Here is a 21,349-nt window from a genome sequence, read left to right as displayed (position 1 = left end):
TTGGCGATTAACGCACAAGAAATCAGCGCTTTAATTAAGCAACAAATTGAAAATTTCCAGCCAAATTTTGACGTCACAGAAACAGGGGTCGTCACATATATTGGTGATGGAATCGCCCGTGCTCATGGTCTTGACAATGCAATGAGTGGTGAGCTGTTGATTTTTGAAAATGGCTCATACGGTATGGCACAAAACTTAGAATCAACAGATGTAGGGATTATCATTTTAGGTGATTTCACAGATATTCGCGAAGGGGATACCATTCGTCGAACTGGTAAAATCATGGAAGTGCCTGTCGGAGATGCTTTGATTGGTCGGGTTGTGGATCCGCTCGGTCGTCCGGTTGATGGGCTTGGCGAGATCAAGACAGATAAGACGCGTCCAGTTGAAACACCTGCTCCAGGGGTTATGCAGCGGAAATCTGTATCAGAACCGCTTCAAACAGGTCTGAAAGCGATTGATGCTTTGGTGCCAATCGGTCGTGGGCAACGGGAATTGATTATCGGAGACCGTCAAACGGGTAAAACAAGTATTGCGATTGATGCGATTTTGAACCAAAAGGGACAAGATATGATTTGTATCTATGTTGCCATTGGTCAGAAAGAATCCACGGTTCGTACGCAAGTAGAAACGCTTCGTCAGTATGGAGCGTTGGATTACACAATCGTTGTCACAGCGTCAGCTTCTCAACCTTCACCATTGCTGTTTTTAGCACCTTATGCAGGTGTAGCAATGGCAGAGGAATTTATGTATAGTGGCAAACACGTTTTGATTGTCTATGATGATTTATCAAAACAAGCGGTTGCTTATCGTGAACTGTCACTCTTGCTTCGTCGTCCACCAGGTCGTGAAGCTTTCCCAGGAGACGTATTCTATCTTCATAGCCGTCTTTTGGAACGTTCTGCCAAAGTTTCGGATGAATTAGGTGGTGGTTCTATTACAGCACTGCCGTTTATCGAAACGCAAGCAGGAGACATCTCCGCTTATATCGCAACCAATGTAATTTCAATTACAGACGGTCAAATCTTCTTAAGCGACAGTCTCTTTAATGCAGGTGTTCGACCTGCTATTGATGCCGGTTCATCTGTATCACGTGTAGGTGGTTCTGCACAGATAAAAGCGATGAAGAAGGTTGCCGGAACCTTGCGTATTGACCTTGCTTCTTATCGTGAACTGGAAGCATTTACCAAGTTTGGTAGTGATTTGGATGCTGCGACACAAGCGAAATTGAATCGTGGTCGTCGGACGGTAGAAGTCTTGAAACAACCGGTTCATGAACCATTACCAGTTGAAAAACAAGTCGTTATTTTGTACGCCTTGACACATGGTTTCTTGGATAGTGTACCGGTTGATGATATTCTTCATTTTCAAGCAGAACTGTTTGATTACTTTGATGCTCATCATGAAGACCTCTATGAAATCATTCGTACAACAAAAGACCTTCCAGAGGAAGCAGTCTTAGATGCTGCAATTACTGAATTTATCAATCAGTCTAGCTTCAAGTAAGAATAGAGGTGTCAGATGGCAGTTTCATTAAATGATATAAAAAATAAAATTGCATCCACAAAAAACACCAGTCAAATCACAAATGCTATGCAAATGGTATCTGCTGCTAAGCTAGGAAAGTCAGAAGAAGCGGCCAAGAATTTCCAAATCTATGCTTCTAAAGTCAGAAAGTTGTTGACAGATTTGCTTCATGGTCATGAAGTGCAAAATTCCAAATATCACCCTATGTTGATTAGTCGTCCGGTGAAAAAAACAGCTTATATCGTTATTACATCGGATCGCGGCTTAGTTGGCGGTTACAATGCGACCATTCTCAAATCCATGATGGAACTTTTTGCAGAATACCATGATAAAGATGATTTCGTCATCATTTCAATCGGTGGTATGGGCTCGGACTTCTTTCGGGCACGCGGGCTTCAGCCTATTTATGAATTACGTGGTTTAGCAGATCAACCGAGCTTTGATGAGGTTCGTAAAATCATTGGCAAAACGGTTGAAATGTACCAAAACGAATTGTTTGATGAATTATATGTTTGTTATAATCACCACGTCAATAGTTTGACCAGCCAAATGCGTGTTGAACAAATGCTTCCAATCGTGGATTTGGATCCAAATGAAGCAGACGAAGACTACGTTTTGAATTTGGAATTGGAATCTAGTCGCGATGTCATTTTGGATCAATTGTTGCCTCAGTTTGCTGAAAGTATGATCTACGGGGCAATTATTGATGCGAAAACAGCAGAAAATGCAGCTGGAATGACCGCGATGCAGACAGCAACAGATAACGCGAAAAAAGTTATCAATGATTTGACCATTCAGTATAATCGTGCTAGACAAGCAGCTATCACGCAAGAAATTACTGAAATTGTGGCGGGTGCAAGTGCACTAGAATAGTGTCACATAAAATAAATATAAAGAGGAGAAAAGAATGAGCTCAGGCAAAATTGCTCAGGTTATCGGACCAGTCGTTGACGTTGCGTTTGCAGCTGGTGATAAATTACCTGAGATAAATAATGCACTTGTAGTCTATAAAAATGACGAAAATAAATCGAAAATCGTCCTTGAAGTAGCTCTTGAGCTTGGTGACGGAGTGGTTCGAACCATTGCTATGGAATCAACTGACGGGTTGACTCGTGGCATGGAAGTCCTAGATACTGGTCGTCCAATTTCTGTCCCCGTTGGGAAAGAAACACTCGGTCGCGTCTTTAACGTTTTAGGAGATACCATTGACTTGGAAGCTCCTTTTGGTGAAGATGCAGAACGTCAACCAATCCACAAAAAAGCTCCAACTTTTGATGAGTTGTCTACTTCATCAGAAATCTTAGAAACAGGAATCAAGGTTATTGACCTCCTTGCACCTTATCTAAAAGGTGGGAAAGTCGGGCTTTTCGGTGGTGCCGGAGTTGGAAAGACAGTCTTGATTCAAGAATTGATTCACAACATTGCCCAAGAACACGGTGGAATTTCTGTCTTTACTGGTGTTGGAGAACGAACACGTGAAGGGAACGACCTTTACTGGGAAATGAAAGAATCTGGCGTTATTGAAAAAACAGCCATGGTCTTCGGTCAAATGAATGAACCACCTGGAGCACGTATGCGTGTGGCTTTGACTGGTTTGACCATTGCTGAATATTTCCGTGATGTCGAAGGTCAAGATGTGTTGTTATTCATTGACAATATCTTCCGTTTCACGCAAGCAGGTTCTGAAGTATCTGCCCTTCTTGGACGCATGCCTTCAGCCGTTGGTTACCAACCAACACTTGCGACAGAAATGGGACAATTGCAAGAACGGATTACGTCAACCAAGAAAGGTTCTGTAACCTCTATCCAAGCTATCTATGTGCCAGCCGACGACTACACTGACCCTGCGCCAGCTACAGCGTTTGCTCACTTGGATTCTACAACCAACTTGGAGCGGAAATTGGTGCAATTAGGGATTTACCCAGCAGTTGACCCACTTGCTTCTAGCTCCCGTGCCCTTGCTCCTGAAATTGTCGGAGAAGAGCACTATGCTGTAGCAGCAGAAGTGAAACGCGTCCTTCAACGTTACCATGAATTGCAAGATATTATTGCAATCCTTGGTATGGATGAATTGTCAGACGAAGAAAAGACTTTGGTTGCGCGTGCGCGTCGAATTCAATTCTTCTTGTCACAAAACTTTAATGTTGCTGAACAATTTACTGGGCAACCAGGTTCTTATGTACCAGTTGCTGATACAGTTCGTGGCTTTAAGGAAATCCTTGAAGGAAAATATGATCATCTTCCTGAAGATGCCTTCCGTGGTGTTGGTTCTATCGAAGATGTCGTTGCTAAAGCTGAAAAAATGGGATTTTAAGAGGTGACCTATGGCTCAAATGACAGTACAAATCGTGACACCTGATGGTCTAGTTTTTGACCACCATGCAACGTTTGTTTCCGTTAAAACTCTTGATGGAGAAATGGGGATTTTACCGCATCATGAAAATATGATTGCTGTTTTGGCTGTCGATGAGGTCAAAGTGAAGCGGATTGATGATGAAGATCATGTCAATTGGATTGCTGTGAATGGTGGAATTGTCGAAGTGGCTGATAATGTAATCACCATTGTTGCAGACTCTGCTGAACGTGCTCGCGATATTGACATCAGTCGTGCTGAAAGAGCAAAATTACGTGCTGAACGTGCTATTGAAGAAGCACATGAAAAGCATTTGATTGACCAAGAACGTCGTGCCAGAATCGCTCTTCAGCGTGCCATTAACCGAATTAACGTTGGAACAAGATTATAATACGAAAAGGCCAATTGGCCTTTTTTATAATGGCTTTTTTGTTATCGATACATGATTCGTGTCCGATAGTTTGCTCTCATCTATTTTTTTGGTATAATGGGGATATGATTCAGTTAATTTTTACGCTTAGTAGCCATATGATTTTTATTTTTCTTTCATTTCACTTGCTTTCTACTGTTGTGAATTGGGAAAAACTATTGAAAGTGAATGCTGACAATGCTTTTAGAATTCGTTTTTTGATTTTATTGCTTAGTATTGCATTAGGCTTTTTGCTCAGCTCTTTCTTCCTCAGTCTCTATACATTAGGACGTGATGTGTTTAATAGCAATTTATAAGATGAGAAAAGTAATAAAATAAGTGTTTTGGAGAAAATATGGATAAAATTATTATACAAGGTGGTTCAAATCCATTAGTTGGTTCGGTTAAAATTGAAGGTGCCAAAAATGCTGTTTTGCCTTTGCTTGCAGCAACTATTCTAGCGACGACAGGGAAAACAACTCTAACCAATGTCCCTGTGCTATCCGATGTATTTACAATGAACAATGTAGTCCGTGGGTTGAATACAAAAGTGACCTTTGAGCAAGAAGAAAACAAGATTACGGTGGATGCTACACAGCCATTGAGTGAAGAAGCACCTTATAAATATGTCAGTAAAATGCGTGCTTCAATTGTTGTATTAGGACCTATTTTGGCGCGTAATGGTCACGCAAAAGTTTCCATGCCAGGTGGCTGTACGATTGGAAGCCGTCCTATTGACCTTCATTTGAAAGGTTTAGAGGCAATGGGAGCAGAAATTAAGCAGACGGCTGGATTTATTGAGGCCAAAGCTAACCGATTGCATGGAGCTCATATTTACATGGATTTTCCAAGTGTGGGTGCGACGCAAAATATTATGATGGCAGCAACGTTAGCAGACGGTGTGACTGTTATTGAAAATGCAGCTCGGGAGCCTGAAATTGTGGATTTAGCTGTTTTGTTAAACAAAATGGGTGCTAAAGTCCGTGGTGCAGGTACGGAAACATTAACTATTACTGGGGTTAAGGAATTATCTGGGACAAGTCACAGCGTGGTCCAAGACCGTATCGAAGCCGGAACTTTTATGGTAGCAGCTGCTATGACAGGTGGCAATGTTCTTGTGCGAGATGCTATCTGGGAGCATAATCGTCCGCTTATCGCGAAATTGATGGAAATGGGTGTGTCTGTTACCGAAGAAGACGAAGGGATTCGGATTCGTTCAGATTTATCCAAGCTAAAAGCGGTCAATGTGAAGACTCTTCCGCATCCAGGTTTCCCAACAGATATGCAGGCACAATTTACAGCTTTGATGACGGTTGCCAAGGGTGAGTCTACCATGATTGAAACTGTTTTTGAGAATCGTTTCCAACATCTGGAAGAAATGCGTCGGATGGGTTTACATTCAGAAATTATGCGGGACACAGCTCGTATCGTCGGTGGTCAAGCCTTGCAAGGGGCAGAGGTGATGTCAACAGACTTGCGTGCGAGTGCCGCGTTGATTTTAACAGGCTTGGTTGCAGAAGGTGAAACAAAAGTAGGACAACTAACTCACTTGGACAGAGGCTATTACCAGTTCCATAAAAAGTTGTCTAACTTAGGTGCTTCTATTAAGCGAGTGAAGGAAGAAGACGATGAATAATGATTTGAAATACGTTGGAAAACAAGTTGGAATTGTTCTAGCAGTCTTGTTGCTTGGTTTGATTTTGTTTTCACTTGGCTTAGTTGTTGGCTACGGTGGAAAAAATCCATGGGCTATTTTATCGCCAGATAAGTGGCAGGAAATCATCAGCAAATTCACAGGACAATAGACAATAATATTGATAGGAAAAAGGGAGTGAGACAGAGGTCGTGATTTCGTAGAAGTTGGCTTTGAGTCCCGCTTCCTATTTATTTAAAAAGGGAGGAGAAATGGCGAGAAAGAAATCCAACCAGAAAGTAACACAAAGTGTAGCTGGTCTGGTTATAGCACTGGTTCTTGTGCTAGGAGGTTATTCTTTTAGCAATCATCATAGTAGTACGAAGCCTTCTGACAGCACTGCTATTAATCGAAGTATTCGGACGAATCATGCAGCACCCAGTCAAGAATTAGCACAGAGTGTTTTGACAGAATCCGTTAAACGGCAGCTCAAAGGAAAGATTGAATGGAATGGAGCGGGAGCTTTTATAATCAACGAAAATCAAACAACATTGGATGCCAAAGTTGCAAGCGTTCCTTACGCGGATAATAAGACCAAGCTTGTTCGAGGTCAGACTGTTCCGACTGTAGCCAATGCTCTTTTATCCAAAGCCACTCGTCAGTATAAGAATCGTGAGGAGACAGGAAATGGCTCCACGATTTGGACACCTGCTGGTTGGCATCAGGTGAAGCATTTATCAGGTGAATACAATCATGCGGTTGACCGTGGGCATTTGTTGGGTTATGCTTTGATTGGCAACTTGAAAGGCTTTGATGCTTCGACCAGCAACCCGAAAAACATCGCTGTGCAAACAGCTTGGGCTAATCAAGCCAATACTAGTTATTCTACAGGTCAAAATTTTTATGAAACAAAGATACGTAAGGCACTAGACAAAAATAAACGAGTTCGGTATCGGGTGACTTTGATTTATGCCAATGAACAGGATTTGGTGCCGGTTGGTTCGCATATTGAAGGCAAATCTAATGACGACAATCTGGAAATAAATGTCTTTGTCCCCAACGTACAGACAGGAATTCGATTAAATTATCAGACAGGAGAAGTGACCGTTACCAACTAGATTATTGCTAACGTTGCATTTATATCATCTTTTTGTTATACTATTTTTACATGAGGTCGGACAAAAAGTATCTCAGCCTCTATCTAATTTAGTGATAAGCGAATGACGCAGTAGGTGATTGGAATCTTTATTCGCTTTTCAAGCTCGAAAGAGCACCTAATCACCCTTGCGGGGGTGGGACTACGAACTTAAATTTTTCAAGATAAGTTCTGTCCCACTCCCATTTTGTCTAAAAAGTACGTTGGTGCTTTTTTATTGTGGATTTATTTTATGAGGAGAAAGGAGAAATATGAAGTATATTTGGTCTTATTTGAAAAAATATCCCAAATGGTTGATGTTGGATTTCTTTGGTGCTGTCTTCTTTGTCGTGGTGAATCTCGGTTTGCCGACTGTTTTGGCACGAATGATTGACGAAGGGATTAATCGAGGAGACAGCAATCGTTTGTATTATTGGGCGATTGTGATGCTTATTGTGATTTTGTTGGGAATTTTGGGGCGGATCGTGCTTTCTTATGCAGCTGGTAAGTTGACAACGAGTATGGTGCGTGATATGCGTAATGACATCTACGACAAATTGCAAGAGTATTCCCATCATGAATACGAGCAGATTGGTGTTTCATCCTTAGTGACACGGATTACCAGTGATGCTTTTGTTTTGATGCAGTTCGCAGAACAATCCCTAAAAATGGGTGTCATCACACCAATGATGATGATGTCTAGTGTGATGATGATTTTTTTCACTAGTCCTTCCTTGGCTTGGATTGTTGCAATTTCTGTTCCTTTCCTCGGCATTGTCGTTTGGTATATAGCAGTCAAGACTCGTCCTTTATCAGAAAAACAACAAAAAACTTTAGATAAAATCAATCAATACGCACGTGAGAATTTAATGGGGCTGCGCGTTATTCGTGCTTTTGCACGAGAAGAATTTCAAGAAGAGCGCTTTGCTTCACAAAATGAAATTTATGCGGATAATTCCAATCGCTTATTTAAATTAACTGGTTTGACAGAACCGCTCTTTGTTCAAATCATCATTGCCATGATTGTTGCCATTGTCTGGTTTGCTTTAAAACCACTTGGTACAGGAGACTTGCAAATTGGGGATTTGGTTGCTTTTATCGAATACAGTTTCCACGCTTTGCTGTCTTTCTTGTTGCTATCTAGCTTGTTTACTATGTATCCTCGTACAGCTGTTTCAAGTGAACGGTTGAAAGAAGTAATGGAAATGCCCATTTCAATCAATCCAAATGAAGATGGTGTGACTGAGACAGATAATCATGGTTATTTAGAGTTTGATAATGTTACCTTTGCATATCCTGGTGAAACAGAGAGTCCAGTCTTGCATAATATTTCCTTCAAAGCTAAGCCTGGTGAAACGATTGCTTTTATCGGCTCGACCGGCTCAGGGAAGTCCTCATTGGTGCAATTGATTCCGCGCTTTTATGATGTGACTTTAGGAAAGATTTTAGTGGACGGAGTGGATGTGCGTTCTTATAATCTAAAAGCACTACGGCAGAAGATAGGTTTCATTCCACAAAAAGCTCTGCTCTTTACCGGCACAATCGCAGAAAACCTCCGCTATGGGAAAGAAAATGCTAGTCGTGAGGAATTGGTGCAAGCAGCAGATGTAGCACAAGCGAGAGACTTTATCGAAAGCAAGGAAGAGCGTTTTGAAACGCATTTGGCAGAAGGAGGGAGCAATCTCTCTGGTGGTCAAAAGCAACGTCTCTCCATTGCGCGAGCGGTCGTGAAAGAACCAGATATTTATATTTTTGATGATTCATTTTCTGCGTTGGACTATAAGACCGATGCCATTCTTCGAAGTCGACTCAAAGAAGTTACGCAAAATGCTACTGTATTGATTGTAGCACAACGTGTGGGAACCATTATGGATGCAGATCAGATTATTGTTCTGGATAAGGGAGAAATTGTCGGGTGCGGAACACATGAAGAATTGTTGCAAGATAACGATATCTATCGCGAAATTGCTAATTCTCAGCTTAATAGTCAATCACTAACAGAAGAATAGGAGGGAAAGATGAAGCAACATAGTTTTATGCGCTTGTGGAGTTACTTAAAAGTTTATAAACTCTCAGTAATCCTTGCTATCTTTTTGAAGGTGGTGAGTATTGTGATGAGCGTGCTAGAGCCTTTTGTACTTGGTCTTGCTATTACAGAATTGACACGAAATGTGCTGGACATAGCAAAAGGAGTTGAAGGCGCCAGTATAAACACAACATATGTCTTTTGGGTAATGGCACTTTACCTTTTGCGTGGTTTGTTCTATGAAATTGGGGCTTATTATTCTAATTATTTTATGACCAATGCAGTGCAAAATACAGTACGTGACATGCGCAATGAGTTGAGTTCTAAAATTAATCAAATTCCAGTTTCTTACTTTGATAAGCATCAATTTGGAGATTTGCTAGGGCGCTTTACCAGTGATGTAGAGACTGTTTCAAATGCGCTTCAACAGTCATTCCTGCAAGTTGTCAATGCGGTTTTGACCATTACCTTGGTTATCGGAATGGTCTTGTATCTCAATTTTCAACTGGCTTTGATAGTGATTGCTAGCATTCCTTTGACCTATTTTGGGGCGACTTTTATTTTGAAGAAATCACAACTGTATTTTAAAAAGCAAGCAGATACGCTAGGTGTCATGAATGGATTTGTTCAAGAAAATCTAACTGGTTTTAATGTGCTGAAACTCTATGGCCGTGAAGAAACATCTTCAGACGATTTTCGAGAAATCACGCAAAATCTCCAAGAAGTTGGCTTCAAAGCTAGTTTTATTTCTGGCTTGATGATGCCAATTTTGAACGCCGTTTCAGATTTGACCTATCTGCTTGTAGCGGTTGTTGGTGGTCTGCAAGTCATTTCTGGACAATTAACAATTGGGAACATGCAAGCTTTTGTACAATATGTTTGGCAAGTAAACCAACCAATCCAAAACCTAACGCAATTGGCTGGGCAATTGCAGAGTGCTAAGTCTTCGCTGGATCGTGTTTTCCAAGTCTTGGATGAACCAGACGAAGTAACAGATGCGAAAGAGCGGCTGGAACATGATTTGACAGGTCAGGTCAGCTTTAAGCATGTTGACTTTCAATACGTGGAAAACAAACCGCTCATTCGCGACTTCAATTTGGAGGTAAAGCCGGGTGAAATGGTAGCAATTGTCGGACCAACCGGTGCTGGAAAGACCACCCTCATCAATCTACTGATGCGTTTTTACGATGTAACTGCCGGTTCAATTTCTGTTGACGGCCATGATATTCGCAATTTGTCTCGCCAAGAATACCGCAAACAATTTGGGATGGTCTTGCAAGATGCTTGGCTTTATGAAGGAACAGTCAAGGAAAACTTGCGCTTTGGAAATCTGAATGCGACAGATGAAGAGATTGTGGAAGCTGCCAAAGCGGCTAATGTCGATCATTTCATTCGGACGCTTCCAGGTGGTTATAATATGGAAATGAATCAGGAATCCAGCAATATTTCGCTAGGACAAAAACAATTGCTGACCATTGCGCGAGCATTATTAGCCGATCCAAAAATCTTGATTTTGGATGAAGCAACCTCGTCCGTTGATACACGCCTAGAGCTCTTGATTCAAAAAGCGATGAAGAACCTCATGCAAGGACGAACAAGCTTTGTCATTGCTCACCGCTTATCGACGATTCAAGAGGCGGACAAGATTTTGGTTCTCAAAGACGGGCAAATCATTGAGCAAGGAACTCACGAATCGCTTTTAGCTGATAAAGGTTTCTATTACGACTTATATACAAGTCAGTTTGCTAAGAAAGAGGCCTAACGAATAAAGGAGCAAAAGAAAACTCCAATTAAACAATAAAAACACGAACTCTGTCTTTGACTAGTTGCTAGCTAATCTGGACGAGTTCGTGTTTTTTATCTTTGGTGACATAAAGCTAAAATGCAATTGCTCTGTCTCACAACTATCTTTTGCTAAATCTTCAAAACTGCATGACATTTCTTCCGTCCGCCCAGCGGACGAAGTGAACTAGTTTTGATTTATATTGTCAGCCGGGCGGATGGGGTGGATTAGTTTTGATTTATACTGTCAGCCCGGCGGACGAAGTGAACTAGTTTTGGTTTATTGTGTCAGCTGGGCGGACGAAGTGAATGAGTTTTGGTTTATAGTGTCAGCCGAGCGGACGAGGCGAATGAGTTTTAGTTTACTTTGTCGCCCCGGTCGACAGCTTCAATCGTTTGCTCCGAATCGTTCATTCCGTTAAGTGAAATTACGCCTTATCAAAAGAGGTTAGTAAGCCAAACAATGAAATACAATCCAAGAAAAATAGCGTGCCATTTCCAATAGAGTACAATCAGTCCGATTGTTTCACGTATCCAAGCCGACGGGAGAAAATAAAGTGCTGTTCTAGAGCCGATACTTCGCCCCTTTATGCCGAGCTTTCGCATGTAAATACCTGCTCGCAAAGAGTGGAAAGAGTTGGTGACGACCAAGCAATAGTAATTTTCCTTACTTTTTTGGTCTAAAATAGTTTTGCTAAACTGCAAATTTTCTAAGGTATTGGTTGACTGCTGTTCAATTATAATATCTTCTTGTGGAATACCTACTTGCCTTAAATATTGCGCCATTGCTTCTGCTTCGGTTATTGGTTCATCGACACCTTGTCCTCCAGAAACGACAATTTTGGGATGGTTATGAAATTTTTCATACATCATCTTCCCCTTTTCAAGTCGTTGAGCGAGAAGAGGCGGAACCTTGTCTCCTATCAAACCAGACCCTAAGATGATGATGTAGTCTGGATGTTTTATGACGGGAAAAGTATTATAAACAAAACCGTAAAGGATATAGGTCACATAAAGATAGCTACCATAAATTAGAAGTCCATTTGTAAGAGATAGGATTTTATGAAGAAAGATAAAATGAGGAAAGAAAAAAGTAAGCGCTAGGGAAAGAGCAATAGCGAGTCCATAAAAGAGGGAGAGAAGGTTTGCTAAACGCCTACCTTCAAAGGTCATCATCTGTCTGCCATTAAAAATGAGATAAATGGTTGAAATTATAACACTCAAAGGAATGAAAAGTGCTAAGATGAGCAAAGAAAGCATTGCCAGATTTCTATTGACAAGTTGTTCCATATGAATCACAAATAAACCAGAAACGATAGCGGCAAATAAAATTAAAACGATACTAAGCAAATACGCATTGAAGAGTCGCCTTGGCTCTATATAAAACAAGGCAAGAAAAAGAAGAGCAGGAAGAAGCCAAATAAGATGCAATACCATAATGTGATAACAATCCTTTCAAACAGATTCCTTTTTAGTATAGCATAAAAGTTCCTGTAAAAAATAATAGATTCAAAAAGAATAGACTTAAAAATTGAAATATTATTAAAAAATATGGTATAATACTTTTATGTCTTGGGGTCGTTACGGATTCGACAGGCATTATGAGGCACATTTTGCGACTCATCGAGCGGATGTAAAGCGCCAGTTAAATATAACTGCAAAAAATAATAATTCTTACGCTTTAGCTGCCTAAAAAACAGCCAGCGTGACCAGATTCGGATTGCTCGTGTTCGATGACCGGTCTTAATAATAGCGAGATACGATTAAGCCTTGTCTAGGGGCTTGATAAGAGACTGATAGACTCGCTTGGCTTGGGCTTGAGTTATGTGTCAAAGCGAAGTTAAATCCAATACATAACCTATGGTTGTAGACAAATGTGTTGGCAGGTGTTTGGACGTGGGTTCAATTCCCACCGGCTCCATTGTTAAATATGGAAGATTACTCAAGAGGCTTAAGAGGCTGTGTTGGAAACGCAGTAGGCGTGTGAAAGCGTGCGTGGGTTCGAATCCCATGTCTTCCGTTTTGTTACAAAACGCTCGTTAGTGGCGTTTTTTTCTTACTAGAAGATAAAATGAGTGAAGAGAACGGATTCACTCATTTATTTTTTTGAAAAATATTGAAATTTTTCTGAAAAGTAGTAGACTGTTACTAGAAAGTTTGGAGGTTTCTTGTGAAATTATACGTACAATTGATGATTATTTTTTCGATTTCTTTGATAGGAGAAGGGATTTCCTATCTTTTTCATTTGCCTATTCCAGGAAGCATTATTGGCCTCATTCTTCTTTTTTTGGCTTTGCAATTTAAAATTTTCAGATTGCGGCATGTGAGTATGGTGGGAAATTTTTTATTAGCCAATATGACCATTTTATTTTTGCCGCCAGCGGTTGGAATTATGGATAAATTTCATGTCATTGCGCCTTATTTGTTGCCGATTGTTTTGATTATTGTTGGGGCGATTGTGATCAATGTGGTTGTCATTGCCGTGGTTGTTCATTTTATCAAAAATCGCTTTGAAGGAGATTACGGAGAAGGAGAAACAAGAAATGTCTAATTTGTGGGGCAATCCTTTATTTGGTTTGGCTTTATCAATCTTTGCTTATCTGGTAGGAATGTTGATTTTTCGCAGATTTCCGCATCCTTTGACAACCCCTTTACTTCTAGCCACCATATTTGTCATTGTATTTTTAAAATTGACAGGAATTTCTTACAAGAATTACTACGTAGGCGGGGCGTATTTGAATAATCTCATTGTGCCGTCAACGGTTGCACTGGGAATTCCTTTGTATAAAACATTTCATCTCATGAAACACCATGCCAGAAGTATTTTGATTGGTACTTTTATAGCGGTAGTAGTGAATACTAGTTTTACGGCCTTGGTCGCCAAGGCTTTTGGAATGGATTTTTTCTTAGCAATTTCACTCTTTCCCAAATCAGTAACAACAGCTATGGCGGTTGGAATTACAGATAAAATACAAGGGCTGGCGACGGTGACGTTGGTAGTTGTAGTTGCAACGGGAATCTTGACAAGTGTGATCGGTCCGACGGTTTTAAAAATCTTAAAAATCAAAGATCCTGTTGCAGTAGGCTTAGCTCTTGGAGGAACGGGACATGCTGTTGGGACAGGGACAGCCTTTAAATATGGACAAGTCGCAGGAGCTATGGCTGGTCTAGCTATTGGCGTGACAGGGATTATGTATGTGATTGTCAGTCCAATTGTTGCAAGTATTATTTTAAAATAGCAAAAGACGAGAATGACTGTGCTGTGACTATTTTTTGAAAGCAAGTATGTTTTCTGCCCCATTTCCTAAAAAACATGATATAATAGAGAGTAAAAACTTTTTGATAGAAAGACAGTTATGGATTTAAAAGATTATATTGCAACCATTGAAAATTACCCGCAAGAAGGGATTTTATTTCGTGACATTAGCCCATTGATGGCAGATGGAAATGCCTATAGCTATGCTATTCGTGAAATTGTCCAATATGCTACGGACAAGAAAATTGATATGATTGTCGGTCCAGAAGCGCGTGGATTTATTGTTGGATGTCCGGTAGCTTATGAGCTTGGAGTTGGTTTTGCTCCAGTACGTAAGCCTGGGAAATTGCCTCGTGAGGTTATCTCAGCTAGTTATGAAAAAGAGTATGGTGTAGATACCTTAACAATGCACGCAGACTCTATCAAGCCTGGACAGCGTGTACTGATTGTTGATGACCTTCTTGCAACGGGAGGAACGGTTAAAGCAACAATTGAAATGGTTGAACGTTTAGGTGGTATCGTTGCAGGTTGCGCTTTCCTTATTGAATTGGATGAATTGAAGGGACGCGAAGCTATTGGTAACTACGATTACAAAGTTCTCATGCATTATTAAGGTATAACTAAAAGCTATATCTTATTGTAGAAAAAAGTATAATTGAAAACTATATCTCCTTTCAGTATAATAAAAGCAGAAAGCAAAAGGAGATATTTTCATGCCTATCAAAATTGATAAGAAATTACCAGCTGTTGACATTTTAAGATCTGAGAATATCTTTGTCATGGATGATGAGCGTGCAGAACACCAAGATATTCGTCCTCTGAATATCTTGATTTTGAATTTAATGCCGCAAAAAACAGTGACGGAAACGCAGTTGTTGCGTCATTTAGCAAATACGCCATTGCAACTTCGGATTGAATTTCTTTACATGACTTCTCATACCTTCAAAACGACACATACGGACTATATGGAGACGTTTTATAAGAATTTTGATGAGATCAAGGGTCGTTATTTTGACGGTTTGATTGTCACTGGAGCGCCAGTCGAGCATTTGCCTTTTGAAGCAGTAGATTATTGGGAAGAATTTCGACAAGTTATTGACTGGTCCAAATCGCATGTTTACTCAACGTTGCATATTTATTGGGGAGCGCAAGCAGCTCTTTATGTTCGTTATGGCATTGCCAAACACCAGATGAACCGCAAGTTGTCTGGCATTTACAGTCAATCCACACCAGAAAAACCAAATTTGCTGTTCCGCGGCTTTGATGATGAATATGCAGCTCCTCATTCGCGTTATACAGAAGTTCTCAAAGAGGATATTTTAAATAAGAGTAATTTGGAAATTTTAGCTTGTGGAGAAGAGGTTGGTGTCTCCGTTGCGGCAAGTCGTGTAGATTAATTATGCTGTTTATCAAGAAACGCCATTTGACTGGGCAAATGCAGCAAATGACGCGTCCTTGTTTGCTTATTTATAAGAGGTGTTATGACTTATTTATCAGCGTATAAGACGGGCAATTTAGTATTGCCAACTGAGCTTCTTTTTCATTTTCATGAGATATTTGATAATAGTGATGACTTTTTGGTTTGGCAATTTTTCTATTTGCAAAATACAACATCGCTAGAAGAGATTTCTCCTGTTCAGATTGCAGAAAGTATCGGGAAATCCGTTGCAGAGGTCAATCGCTCTATGTCAAATTTGACAGAAAAAGGATTGTTGCAGTACAAAACAATTGCACTCAATGGTGAAATTGAGGCAGTTTTTGATGCGCTGCCAGCGCTTGAACGATTGGATGAAATTGTAGAGAATCACTCAAGCGTTGCGCAAGCTGTTTCTCAAAATGTTTTAAAAGACTTGGTCGAGACTTTCCAGCAAGAATTAGGTCGTCTCTTGACACCGTTTGAAATCGAGGATTTGACAAAAACGATTCAAGATGACAAGACCAGTCCGGAACTTGTTACTGCTGCTCTTCGTGAAGCTGTTTTTAATGGAAAGGCAAACTGGAAATACATCCAAGCTATTTTACGGAATTGGCGCCGTGAAGGCATTACAACAGTAGCACAGGTAGAAGCGAAGCGAGAAGAGCGTGAGGCGACAAATCCACAAAATATCACTGTCTCGGATGATTTTTTGAAGGCTATGGATTTGTGGCGAGATTAAGAAATCGGAGTTTATTCTCTTGGAATAGACTCTTTTTTTAGTTCCTTAAAAATGATATACTAAGTGAAGCGATTATTTTAGAAATGAGTTATCATGCAAGTAAAGAATATCTCAAAACGTTTGAGAAAAGTGGCTGGTTTTGTACCACAGGATGCCAAAATCTTGGATGTAGGAAGTGACCACGCTTATTTACCGATTTATCTAATTCAGCAGGGGAGAATTTCCTCAGCCATTGCTGGTGAAGTTGTTGAGGGACCTTATCAGTCTGCGGTGACGAATGTAGCCGATAACCAGATGTCCGATAAAATTTCTGTTCGTTTGGCAAATGGTTTGGCAGCTTTTGATGCAGAAGATCAGATTGATGTTATCGTTATTGCAGGAATGGGAGGAGGATTGATAGCAGATATTTTAGACAATGGCAGTGCAAAATTGGCATCTGTTAAGCGCCTGATTCTTCAGCCTAACAATCGGGAAGATGAACTTCGCAGGTGGTTGTGTGGTCATAATTTTCAAATTACAGAAGAAGCTATTGTGGAAGAAAATGGGAAATTTTACGAGATAATGATAGCTGAACAGGGGCATCAAGTGTTGAATGCTGAACAAGAACGCTTCGGACCTTATCTAATGAGGGAGCAATCAGCTGTTTTTCTAGATAAATGGCAACGAGAAGTAGACAAGCTGGAAAAAGCTTTGGCTAAAATCCCTGAGAAAAATCTAACGGAACGCTCTGCTATGTCCAAAAAAATCAAGCAAATCAAGGAGGTACTGCATGCTGGCAAGTGATGTTATTAACCGTTATGAAGCATACTGTCCTAAGGATCTGTCCATGACGGGAGATGTCTGTGGACTGCAAATTGGAACTCTGAATAAAGAAGTTAAGCGAGTACTGGTAGCTTTGGATATTCGCGAGCAGACAGTTGCAGAGGCGATTGAAAAAGATGTAGATTTGATTTTGGTTAAGCACGCACCGATCTTTCGGCCTATTAAGGATTTAGTGGTAGACCGACCTCAGAATCAGATTTACATCGATCTGATTAAGCACGATATTGCAGTTTATGTCAGCCATACCAATATTGATATTGTAGATGACGGTCTCAATGACTGGTTCTGTGATCTACTGGGAATCACTGATACGGATTATCTTAGCGAAACGGCTCCTGGACACGGCATTGGTCGTATTGGCAAGATTGCACCTCAGACTTTTGGAGACTTTGCAGGCAAGGTTAAGGAAACTTTTGGTCTGGATAGTTTGCGTTTGGTGACTTATTCGGATGTGGATTTGGAGCAAATGATTGAGAAAGTGGCGATCTGTGGTGGCAGTGGTCAGTCCTTTTACAAGGAGGCTTTAGCAAAGGGTGCTCAGCTTTATATTACAGGTGATATTTACTATCATACCGCTCAGGATATGCTGAGCGAGGGGCTTCTAGCTTTGGATCCGGGTCACCATATAGAAGTGCTCTTTGTAAAAAAATTGGTTAAAAAGTTTCAAGACTGGAAAGTAGAAGAGGGTTGGGAAGTTGAATTTTTAGCTAGTCAGGTTTCTACAAATCCTTTTAAATATATCTAAGTAGGGGACTGTATGAAAAAAGTAGCAATTATTGGAGCAGGGATTGTCGGATCAACTGCTGCCTATTATCTATCAAAAAATCCTGCTTATCAGGTAACAGTTTTTGACCATGGAATAGGTCAGGCAACCAAGGCAGCGGCTGGTATTATTAGTCCGTGGTTTTCTAAGCGGCGCAATAAAGAATGGTATCGCATGGCGCGACTGGGAGCAGATTTTTATCTGGATTTGATAGCTGATTTACAGAAGGACGGTTTTGCAACGGAGTTTTACCAACAGACCGGCGTCTTTTTGCTGAAGAAAAAAGAGGAGAGCTTGGAGGCACTCTATGACTTGGCAGACCAACGGCGAAAAGAGTCACCGCTCATTGGAGACTTGCGGCTGCTTTCACGGGCGGCAGCGGCAGAGTATTTTCCGAGGCTTCAAGGGTTTGACCGGCTACTCTATGCTTCTGGAGGAGCACGCGTGGAAGGCTCATTATTGACTCAGGCTTTGCTTGCGGCTAGCGGTGCAGAAGTAATTCAAAAGAAAGTAAGTTTGGACATTCGAGATGGGGCTTTCTGGGTTAATCGTTCTTGTTTTGACCAAGTTATATTGGCAATAGGAGCTTGGTTGCCTGAGCTTCTGAAACCATTAGGTTATCAGGTGGATATTCGCCCACAAAAGGGTCAGCTGCGAGATTATCAGACTGCTCTGGTGACAGATGATTATCCAGTTGTCATGCCAGAGGGAGAGCTAGATATTATTCCTTTTCAAAATGGCAAAATCAGTATGGGAGCTACTCACGAAAATGAAATGGGCTATGACCTCAAAGTAAATCAGGCTATGCTGGATGAAATGGAGCAGGAGGCACTTTACTATTTTCCTAGCTTATCTCAGGCAAAAGTGGTGAGCGAACGGGTCGGAATTCGAGCCTATACTAGTGACTTTTCTCCTTTCTTTGGTCAGGTGCCAAATCTTCCGCAGGTACTTGCAGCCGGTGGCTTAGGGTCTTCCGGCTTGACGACTGGTCCTCTTATCGGATATCATTTAGCTCATATGGTTCAGGGAAAAAGTGGCAGTTTAAATCCAGCGGATTATCCTATTGAAAGATACATTAAGACAGAGAAATAGATGACAGAAAAAATTTTAAATTGGGTTAATATTTGTGTGAAAAAAGGGGACAAAGTTCTTTTGCTTAACCGCCAGCATGATGATTTTAAAGGCTGGATTCAGCCAGGTGGGAAAGTTGAGTTTCCAGAATCTTTTTTTGAAGCAGCGGCTCGTGAGTTGAAAGAAGAAACAGGACTGATAGCTTTGAATTTACAGCTTAAAGGCATTTCCGGTTTTACCAATCCAACAAAAGCAGAGCGTTATGTCTTTTATGATTTTCTCTGCGAGGATTTTGAAGGGGAACTACTAACGGAATCACGGGAAGGTCAGCCCAAATGGTGGTCAATTGATGAGTTGGATTCACTACCCATGCAGGATGACATCAGAGGCAGAATTCCTTTGTACTGGCGAAAAGGCTCCTTTGAGCGGATTCACTATTGGGATGAAGAGAACCATTGCATCAAAGAAACCAAGACGATATTGTATGATGAAAGATAATGAGGAGATGAAGTTGTTATGAACTGGTTGCAGGAGCAGCCTGTGGTGCTGCAGGCTTTTTTGGCGGGACTCTTTACATGGGGCTGTACCATTGTAGGCTCTGCGGTTGTCTTTTTCTTTAAAACAGTCAGTCGTAAGCTGCTGGATATTATGATGGGATTTGCAGCTGGTGTCATGATTGCAGCTTCATTTTGGTCGCTCTTGCAGCCTTCAATTGAGTATGCAAAAGGTAACTATGGAGTGTGGTCTTGGATGCCAGCCGCCCTTGGTTTTCTGTTGGGTGGTTTCTTCTTGCGCTTTATTGATGCGGTAGTACCCCATTTACACCTTAGCAAGAAGGATGTATCTGAGGCAGAAAGCCTGCCGGAGCACAGCCGGAATAAATTGTCCAAAACGGCTCTGCTTTTTCTGGCTATTACCATACACAATTTTCCAGAAGGTTTGGCAGTAGGAGTAGCCTTTGGTGCCTTATCCAGCAATTCCAGTCCGGAAGTTTTTATCGGAGCTGTAGGTCTGGCTCTGGGAATTGGTCTCCAAAATGTGCCGGAAGGGGCAGCCTTATCCATTCCTATACGGACAGACGGGGAATCGCGTCTTAAAGCTTTTTACTGGGGTTCAATGTCGGCTATTGTTGAGCCTATCGGAGCTGTCCTTGGTGCTTATGCGGTTATGGCAATGACGGCTATTCTACCCTATGCCCTGTCTTTTGCGGCGGGAGCTATGATTTTCGTCGTCGTGGAGGAGCTGATACCAGACTCTCAAACTAATGGCAATACAGATGTTGCGACTTTAGGTCTCATGGTAGGCTTTGTGTTGATGATGGTATTGGATGTGGCTTTAGGATAGCAGATACTTTTTCGAGACCAATCGTATATTTTATCAGCCTATTTAGATAACAGCAGTTCTACTTTGGCTGATTTTTTGTTTCGTTTTGGATTTTCATTAAGTATGAGAGACTTTAAATGAAAGCACTCTCTTTCTTGAGGGATGACATCCGCCTTCAAAAATGGTAAAATAAAGAGAATACATTAAGAGAGGAAACTCATTATGAAAGGTATTATCCTTGCAGGTGGTTCTGGTACACGTTTATATCCTTTGACTAGAGCTGCATCTAAACAACTCATGCCGGTTTATGACAAACCCATGATTTATTATCCGCTATCAACCCTCATGCTGGCTGGTATCAAGGACATCTTGATTATCTCAACCCCGACAGATCTCCCTCGCTTTGAGGATTTGTTGGGTGATGGCTCGGAGTTTGGCATCAAACTTTCTTACGCTGAGCAACCAAGTCCAGATGGCTTGGCTCAAGCCTTTATTATCGGTGCTGACTTTATCGGCGATGACCATGTGGCTTTGATTTTAGGTGATAATATTTATCATGGCCCAGGTCTTAGTAAAATGCTGCAAAAAGCTGCTTCAAAGGAAAATGGAGCGACTGTCTTTGGTTATCAAGTAAAAGACCCAGAGCGTTTCGGTGTGGTTGAATTTGATGACAATATGAATGCCATTTCTATCGAAGAAAAACCAGAACAGCCACGTTCTAACTATGCAGTTACAGGACTTTATTTCTATGACAATGACGTAGTAGAAATTGCTAAAAATATCAAGCCTAGTCCACGTGGAGAGCTGGAAATCACTGATGTCAATAAGGCTTACTTAGACCGCGGTGATTTGTCTGTTGAGCTGATGGGACGTGGTTTTGCTTGGTTGGACACCGGTACACACGAGAGCTTATTAGAAGCTGCTCAATACATAGAAACCGTCCAACGTATGCAAAATGTTCAAGTAGCAAACTTAGAGGAAATTGCTTACCGTATGGGTTATATTACCAAAGAACAAGTGCATGATTTGGCACAATCACTTAAAAAGAACGAATACGGTCACTACTTATTACGTTTGATTGGAGAAGAATAAG

The 21,349-nt window shown here is 41.1% G+C and carries 21 protein-coding genes, 1 tRNA gene, 1 other RNA gene and 1 pseudogene; 23 read left to right on the top strand and 1 reads right to left on the bottom strand.

Annotation, left to right across the window (positions count from 1 at the left end):
• From atpA to EL079_RS04325, 10 genes are all read left to right on the top strand, one after another.
• A complete protein-coding gene (gene atpA / locus EL079_RS04370) occupies positions 1-1,506 on the top strand; it encodes a F0F1 ATP synthase subunit alpha (RefSeq protein WP_003030489.1) in 1,506 nt (501 codons plus the stop codon).
• A gap of 15 nt (positions 1,507-1,521) precedes the next feature.
• On the top strand, positions 1,522-2,400 hold the full coding sequence (locus EL079_RS04365; protein ID WP_003030484.1) for a F0F1 ATP synthase subunit gamma: 879 nt from the start codon (positions 1,522-1,524) through the stop codon (positions 2,398-2,400).
• A gap of 34 nt (positions 2,401-2,434) precedes the next feature.
• A complete protein-coding gene (atpD, locus tag EL079_RS04360; RefSeq protein ID WP_003030503.1) occupies positions 2,435-3,841 on the top strand; it encodes a F0F1 ATP synthase subunit beta in 1,407 nt (468 codons plus the stop codon).
• 10 nt (positions 3,842-3,851) lie between these two features.
• Positions 3,852-4,271, top strand: coding sequence for a F0F1 ATP synthase subunit epsilon (locus EL079_RS04355; RefSeq protein WP_003028068.1), 420 nt, complete (start codon positions 3,852-3,854; stop codon positions 4,269-4,271).
• Between the two features lie 104 nt (positions 4,272-4,375).
• Positions 4,376-4,606 (top strand): DUF1146 family protein, encoded by a 231-nt coding sequence (locus tag EL079_RS04350; RefSeq protein ID WP_018543445.1) that lies wholly within the window; start codon positions 4,376-4,378, stop codon positions 4,604-4,606.
• Positions 4,607-4,644: 38 nt separating this feature from the next.
• Positions 4,645-5,925 (top strand): UDP-N-acetylglucosamine 1-carboxyvinyltransferase, encoded by a 1,281-nt coding sequence (gene murA / locus EL079_RS04345; RefSeq protein WP_003030496.1) that lies wholly within the window; start codon positions 4,645-4,647, stop codon positions 5,923-5,925.
• A complete protein-coding gene (locus EL079_RS04340) occupies positions 5,918-6,094 on the top strand; it encodes a DNA-directed RNA polymerase subunit beta (RefSeq protein ID WP_003030460.1) in 177 nt (58 codons plus the stop codon). The genes murA and EL079_RS04340 overlap by 8 nt, the downstream gene beginning before the upstream one ends.
• A gap of 100 nt (positions 6,095-6,194) precedes the next feature.
• Positions 6,195-7,040: a DNA/RNA non-specific endonuclease gene (locus EL079_RS04335; protein WP_018543446.1), complete on the top strand. Its 846-nt coding sequence runs from the start codon at positions 6,195-6,197 to the stop codon at positions 7,038-7,040.
• Positions 7,041-7,329: 289 nt separating this feature from the next.
• Positions 7,330-9,066, top strand: coding sequence for an ABC transporter ATP-binding protein (locus tag EL079_RS04330; RefSeq protein WP_003030487.1), 1,737 nt, complete (start codon positions 7,330-7,332; stop codon positions 9,064-9,066).
• A gap of 9 nt (positions 9,067-9,075) precedes the next feature.
• Positions 9,076-10,845: an ABC transporter ATP-binding protein gene (locus EL079_RS04325; protein ID WP_003030463.1), complete on the top strand. Its 1,770-nt coding sequence runs from the start codon at positions 9,076-9,078 to the stop codon at positions 10,843-10,845.
• Between the two features lie 458 nt (positions 10,846-11,303).
• Here EL079_RS04325 and EL079_RS04320 read toward each other — a convergent pair whose 3' ends face one another.
• On the bottom strand, positions 11,304-12,302 hold the full coding sequence (locus EL079_RS04320; protein ID WP_003030451.1) for a YdcF family protein: 999 nt from the start codon (positions 12,300-12,302) through the stop codon (positions 11,304-11,306).
• Positions 12,303-12,439: 137 nt separating this feature from the next.
• Here EL079_RS04320 and ssrA point away from each other — a divergent pair.
• From ssrA to rfbA, 13 genes and pseudogenes are all read left to right on the top strand, one after another.
• Positions 12,440-12,789, top strand: a transfer-messenger RNA (tmRNA) gene (gene ssrA / locus EL079_RS04315).
• 8 nt (positions 12,790-12,797) lie between these two features.
• Positions 12,798-12,885: transfer RNA gene (locus EL079_RS04310), tRNA-Ser, on the top strand.
• A 150-nt stretch (positions 12,886-13,035) separates the two neighbouring features.
• Positions 13,036-13,416, top strand: coding sequence for a CidA/LrgA family protein (locus EL079_RS04305; protein ID WP_003037448.1), 381 nt, complete (start codon positions 13,036-13,038; stop codon positions 13,414-13,416).
• Positions 13,409-14,104, top strand: a complete 696-nt coding sequence (locus EL079_RS04300) for an LrgB family protein (RefSeq protein WP_003030476.1) — start codon at positions 13,409-13,411, stop codon at positions 14,102-14,104. The genes EL079_RS04305 and EL079_RS04300 overlap by 8 nt, the downstream gene beginning before the upstream one ends.
• A 117-nt stretch (positions 14,105-14,221) precedes the next feature.
• A complete protein-coding gene (locus tag EL079_RS04295) occupies positions 14,222-14,734 on the top strand; it encodes an adenine phosphoribosyltransferase (RefSeq protein WP_003025236.1) in 513 nt (170 codons plus the stop codon).
• 100 nt (positions 14,735-14,834) lie between these two features.
• A pseudogene (locus tag EL079_RS04290) lies at positions 14,835-15,594 on the top strand (homoserine O-acetyltransferase/O-succinyltransferase family protein).
• Positions 15,595-15,602: 8 nt separating this feature from the next.
• A complete protein-coding gene (locus tag EL079_RS04285) occupies positions 15,603-16,277 on the top strand; it encodes a DnaD domain-containing protein (RefSeq protein ID WP_003030497.1) in 675 nt (224 codons plus the stop codon).
• Positions 16,278-16,370: 93 nt separating this feature from the next.
• Positions 16,371-17,060: a tRNA (adenine(22)-N(1))-methyltransferase gene (locus EL079_RS04280; RefSeq protein ID WP_003030457.1), complete on the top strand. Its 690-nt coding sequence runs from the start codon at positions 16,371-16,373 to the stop codon at positions 17,058-17,060.
• Complete coding sequence (locus EL079_RS04275) at positions 17,047-17,844, top strand: Nif3-like dinuclear metal center hexameric protein (RefSeq protein WP_003030444.1); 798 nt, start codon at positions 17,047-17,049, stop codon at positions 17,842-17,844. The genes EL079_RS04280 and EL079_RS04275 overlap by 14 nt, the downstream gene beginning before the upstream one ends.
• Before the next feature lie 12 nt (positions 17,845-17,856).
• Entirely contained in the window at positions 17,857-18,954 is a 1,098-nt protein-coding gene (locus EL079_RS04270) for an NAD(P)/FAD-dependent oxidoreductase (protein ID WP_003030470.1), read from the top strand.
• A complete protein-coding gene (locus tag EL079_RS04265) occupies positions 18,955-19,431 on the top strand; it encodes an 8-oxo-dGTP diphosphatase (RefSeq protein WP_018543448.1) in 477 nt (158 codons plus the stop codon).
• A gap of 18 nt (positions 19,432-19,449) precedes the next feature.
• On the top strand, positions 19,450-20,277 hold the full coding sequence (locus EL079_RS04260) for a ZIP family metal transporter (protein ID WP_003030461.1): 828 nt from the start codon (positions 19,450-19,452) through the stop codon (positions 20,275-20,277).
• 201 nt (positions 20,278-20,478) lie between these two features.
• Positions 20,479-21,348 (top strand): glucose-1-phosphate thymidylyltransferase RfbA, encoded by an 870-nt coding sequence (gene rfbA, locus EL079_RS04255; protein ID WP_003030472.1) that lies wholly within the window; start codon positions 20,479-20,481, stop codon positions 21,346-21,348.
• The last annotated feature ends 1 nt before the right edge of the window (position 21,349 follow it).

This window comes from Streptococcus anginosus, from assembly GCF_900636475.1.
Lineage (GTDB): Bacteria > Bacillota > Bacilli > Lactobacillales > Streptococcaceae > Streptococcus > Streptococcus anginosus.
The sequence above is the reverse complement of the archived record's forward strand: the minus strand, read 5'-3'. Positions and strand labels throughout refer to the sequence as shown.

Coding starts and splice junctions, on each gene's coding strand:
- EL079_RS04365 (WP_003030484.1), top strand. CDS start 1,522: ATGGCAGTTTCATTAAATGATATAAAAAATAAAATTGCATCCACAAAA.
- atpD (WP_003030503.1), top strand. CDS start 2,435: ATGAGCTCAGGCAAAATTGCTCAGGTTATCGGACCAGTCGTTGACGTT.
- EL079_RS04355 (WP_003028068.1), top strand. CDS start 3,852: ATGGCTCAAATGACAGTACAAATCGTGACACCTGATGGTCTAGTTTTT.
- EL079_RS04350 (WP_018543445.1), top strand. CDS start 4,376: ATGATTCAGTTAATTTTTACGCTTAGTAGCCATATGATTTTTATTTTT.
- murA (WP_003030496.1), top strand. CDS start 4,645: ATGGATAAAATTATTATACAAGGTGGTTCAAATCCATTAGTTGGTTCG.
- EL079_RS04340 (WP_003030460.1), top strand. CDS start 5,918: ATGAATAATGATTTGAAATACGTTGGAAAACAAGTTGGAATTGTTCTA.
- EL079_RS04335 (WP_018543446.1), top strand. CDS start 6,195: ATGGCGAGAAAGAAATCCAACCAGAAAGTAACACAAAGTGTAGCTGGT.
- EL079_RS04330 (WP_003030487.1), top strand. CDS start 7,330: ATGAAGTATATTTGGTCTTATTTGAAAAAATATCCCAAATGGTTGATG.
- EL079_RS04325 (WP_003030463.1), top strand. CDS start 9,076: ATGAAGCAACATAGTTTTATGCGCTTGTGGAGTTACTTAAAAGTTTAT.
- EL079_RS04320 (WP_003030451.1), bottom strand. CDS start 12,302: ATGGTATTGCATCTTATTTGGCTTCTTCCTGCTCTTCTTTTTCTTGCC.
- EL079_RS04300 (WP_003030476.1), top strand. CDS start 13,409: ATGTCTAATTTGTGGGGCAATCCTTTATTTGGTTTGGCTTTATCAATC.
- EL079_RS04295 (WP_003025236.1), top strand. CDS start 14,222: ATGGATTTAAAAGATTATATTGCAACCATTGAAAATTACCCGCAAGAA.
- EL079_RS04285 (WP_003030497.1), top strand. CDS start 15,603: ATGACTTATTTATCAGCGTATAAGACGGGCAATTTAGTATTGCCAACT.
- EL079_RS04280 (WP_003030457.1), top strand. CDS start 16,371: ATGCAAGTAAAGAATATCTCAAAACGTTTGAGAAAAGTGGCTGGTTTT.
- EL079_RS04275 (WP_003030444.1), top strand. CDS start 17,047: ATGCTGGCAAGTGATGTTATTAACCGTTATGAAGCATACTGTCCTAAG.
- EL079_RS04270 (WP_003030470.1), top strand. CDS start 17,857: ATGAAAAAAGTAGCAATTATTGGAGCAGGGATTGTCGGATCAACTGCT.
- EL079_RS04265 (WP_018543448.1), top strand. CDS start 18,955: ATGACAGAAAAAATTTTAAATTGGGTTAATATTTGTGTGAAAAAAGGG.
- EL079_RS04260 (WP_003030461.1), top strand. CDS start 19,450: ATGAACTGGTTGCAGGAGCAGCCTGTGGTGCTGCAGGCTTTTTTGGCG.
- rfbA (WP_003030472.1), top strand. CDS start 20,479: ATGAAAGGTATTATCCTTGCAGGTGGTTCTGGTACACGTTTATATCCT.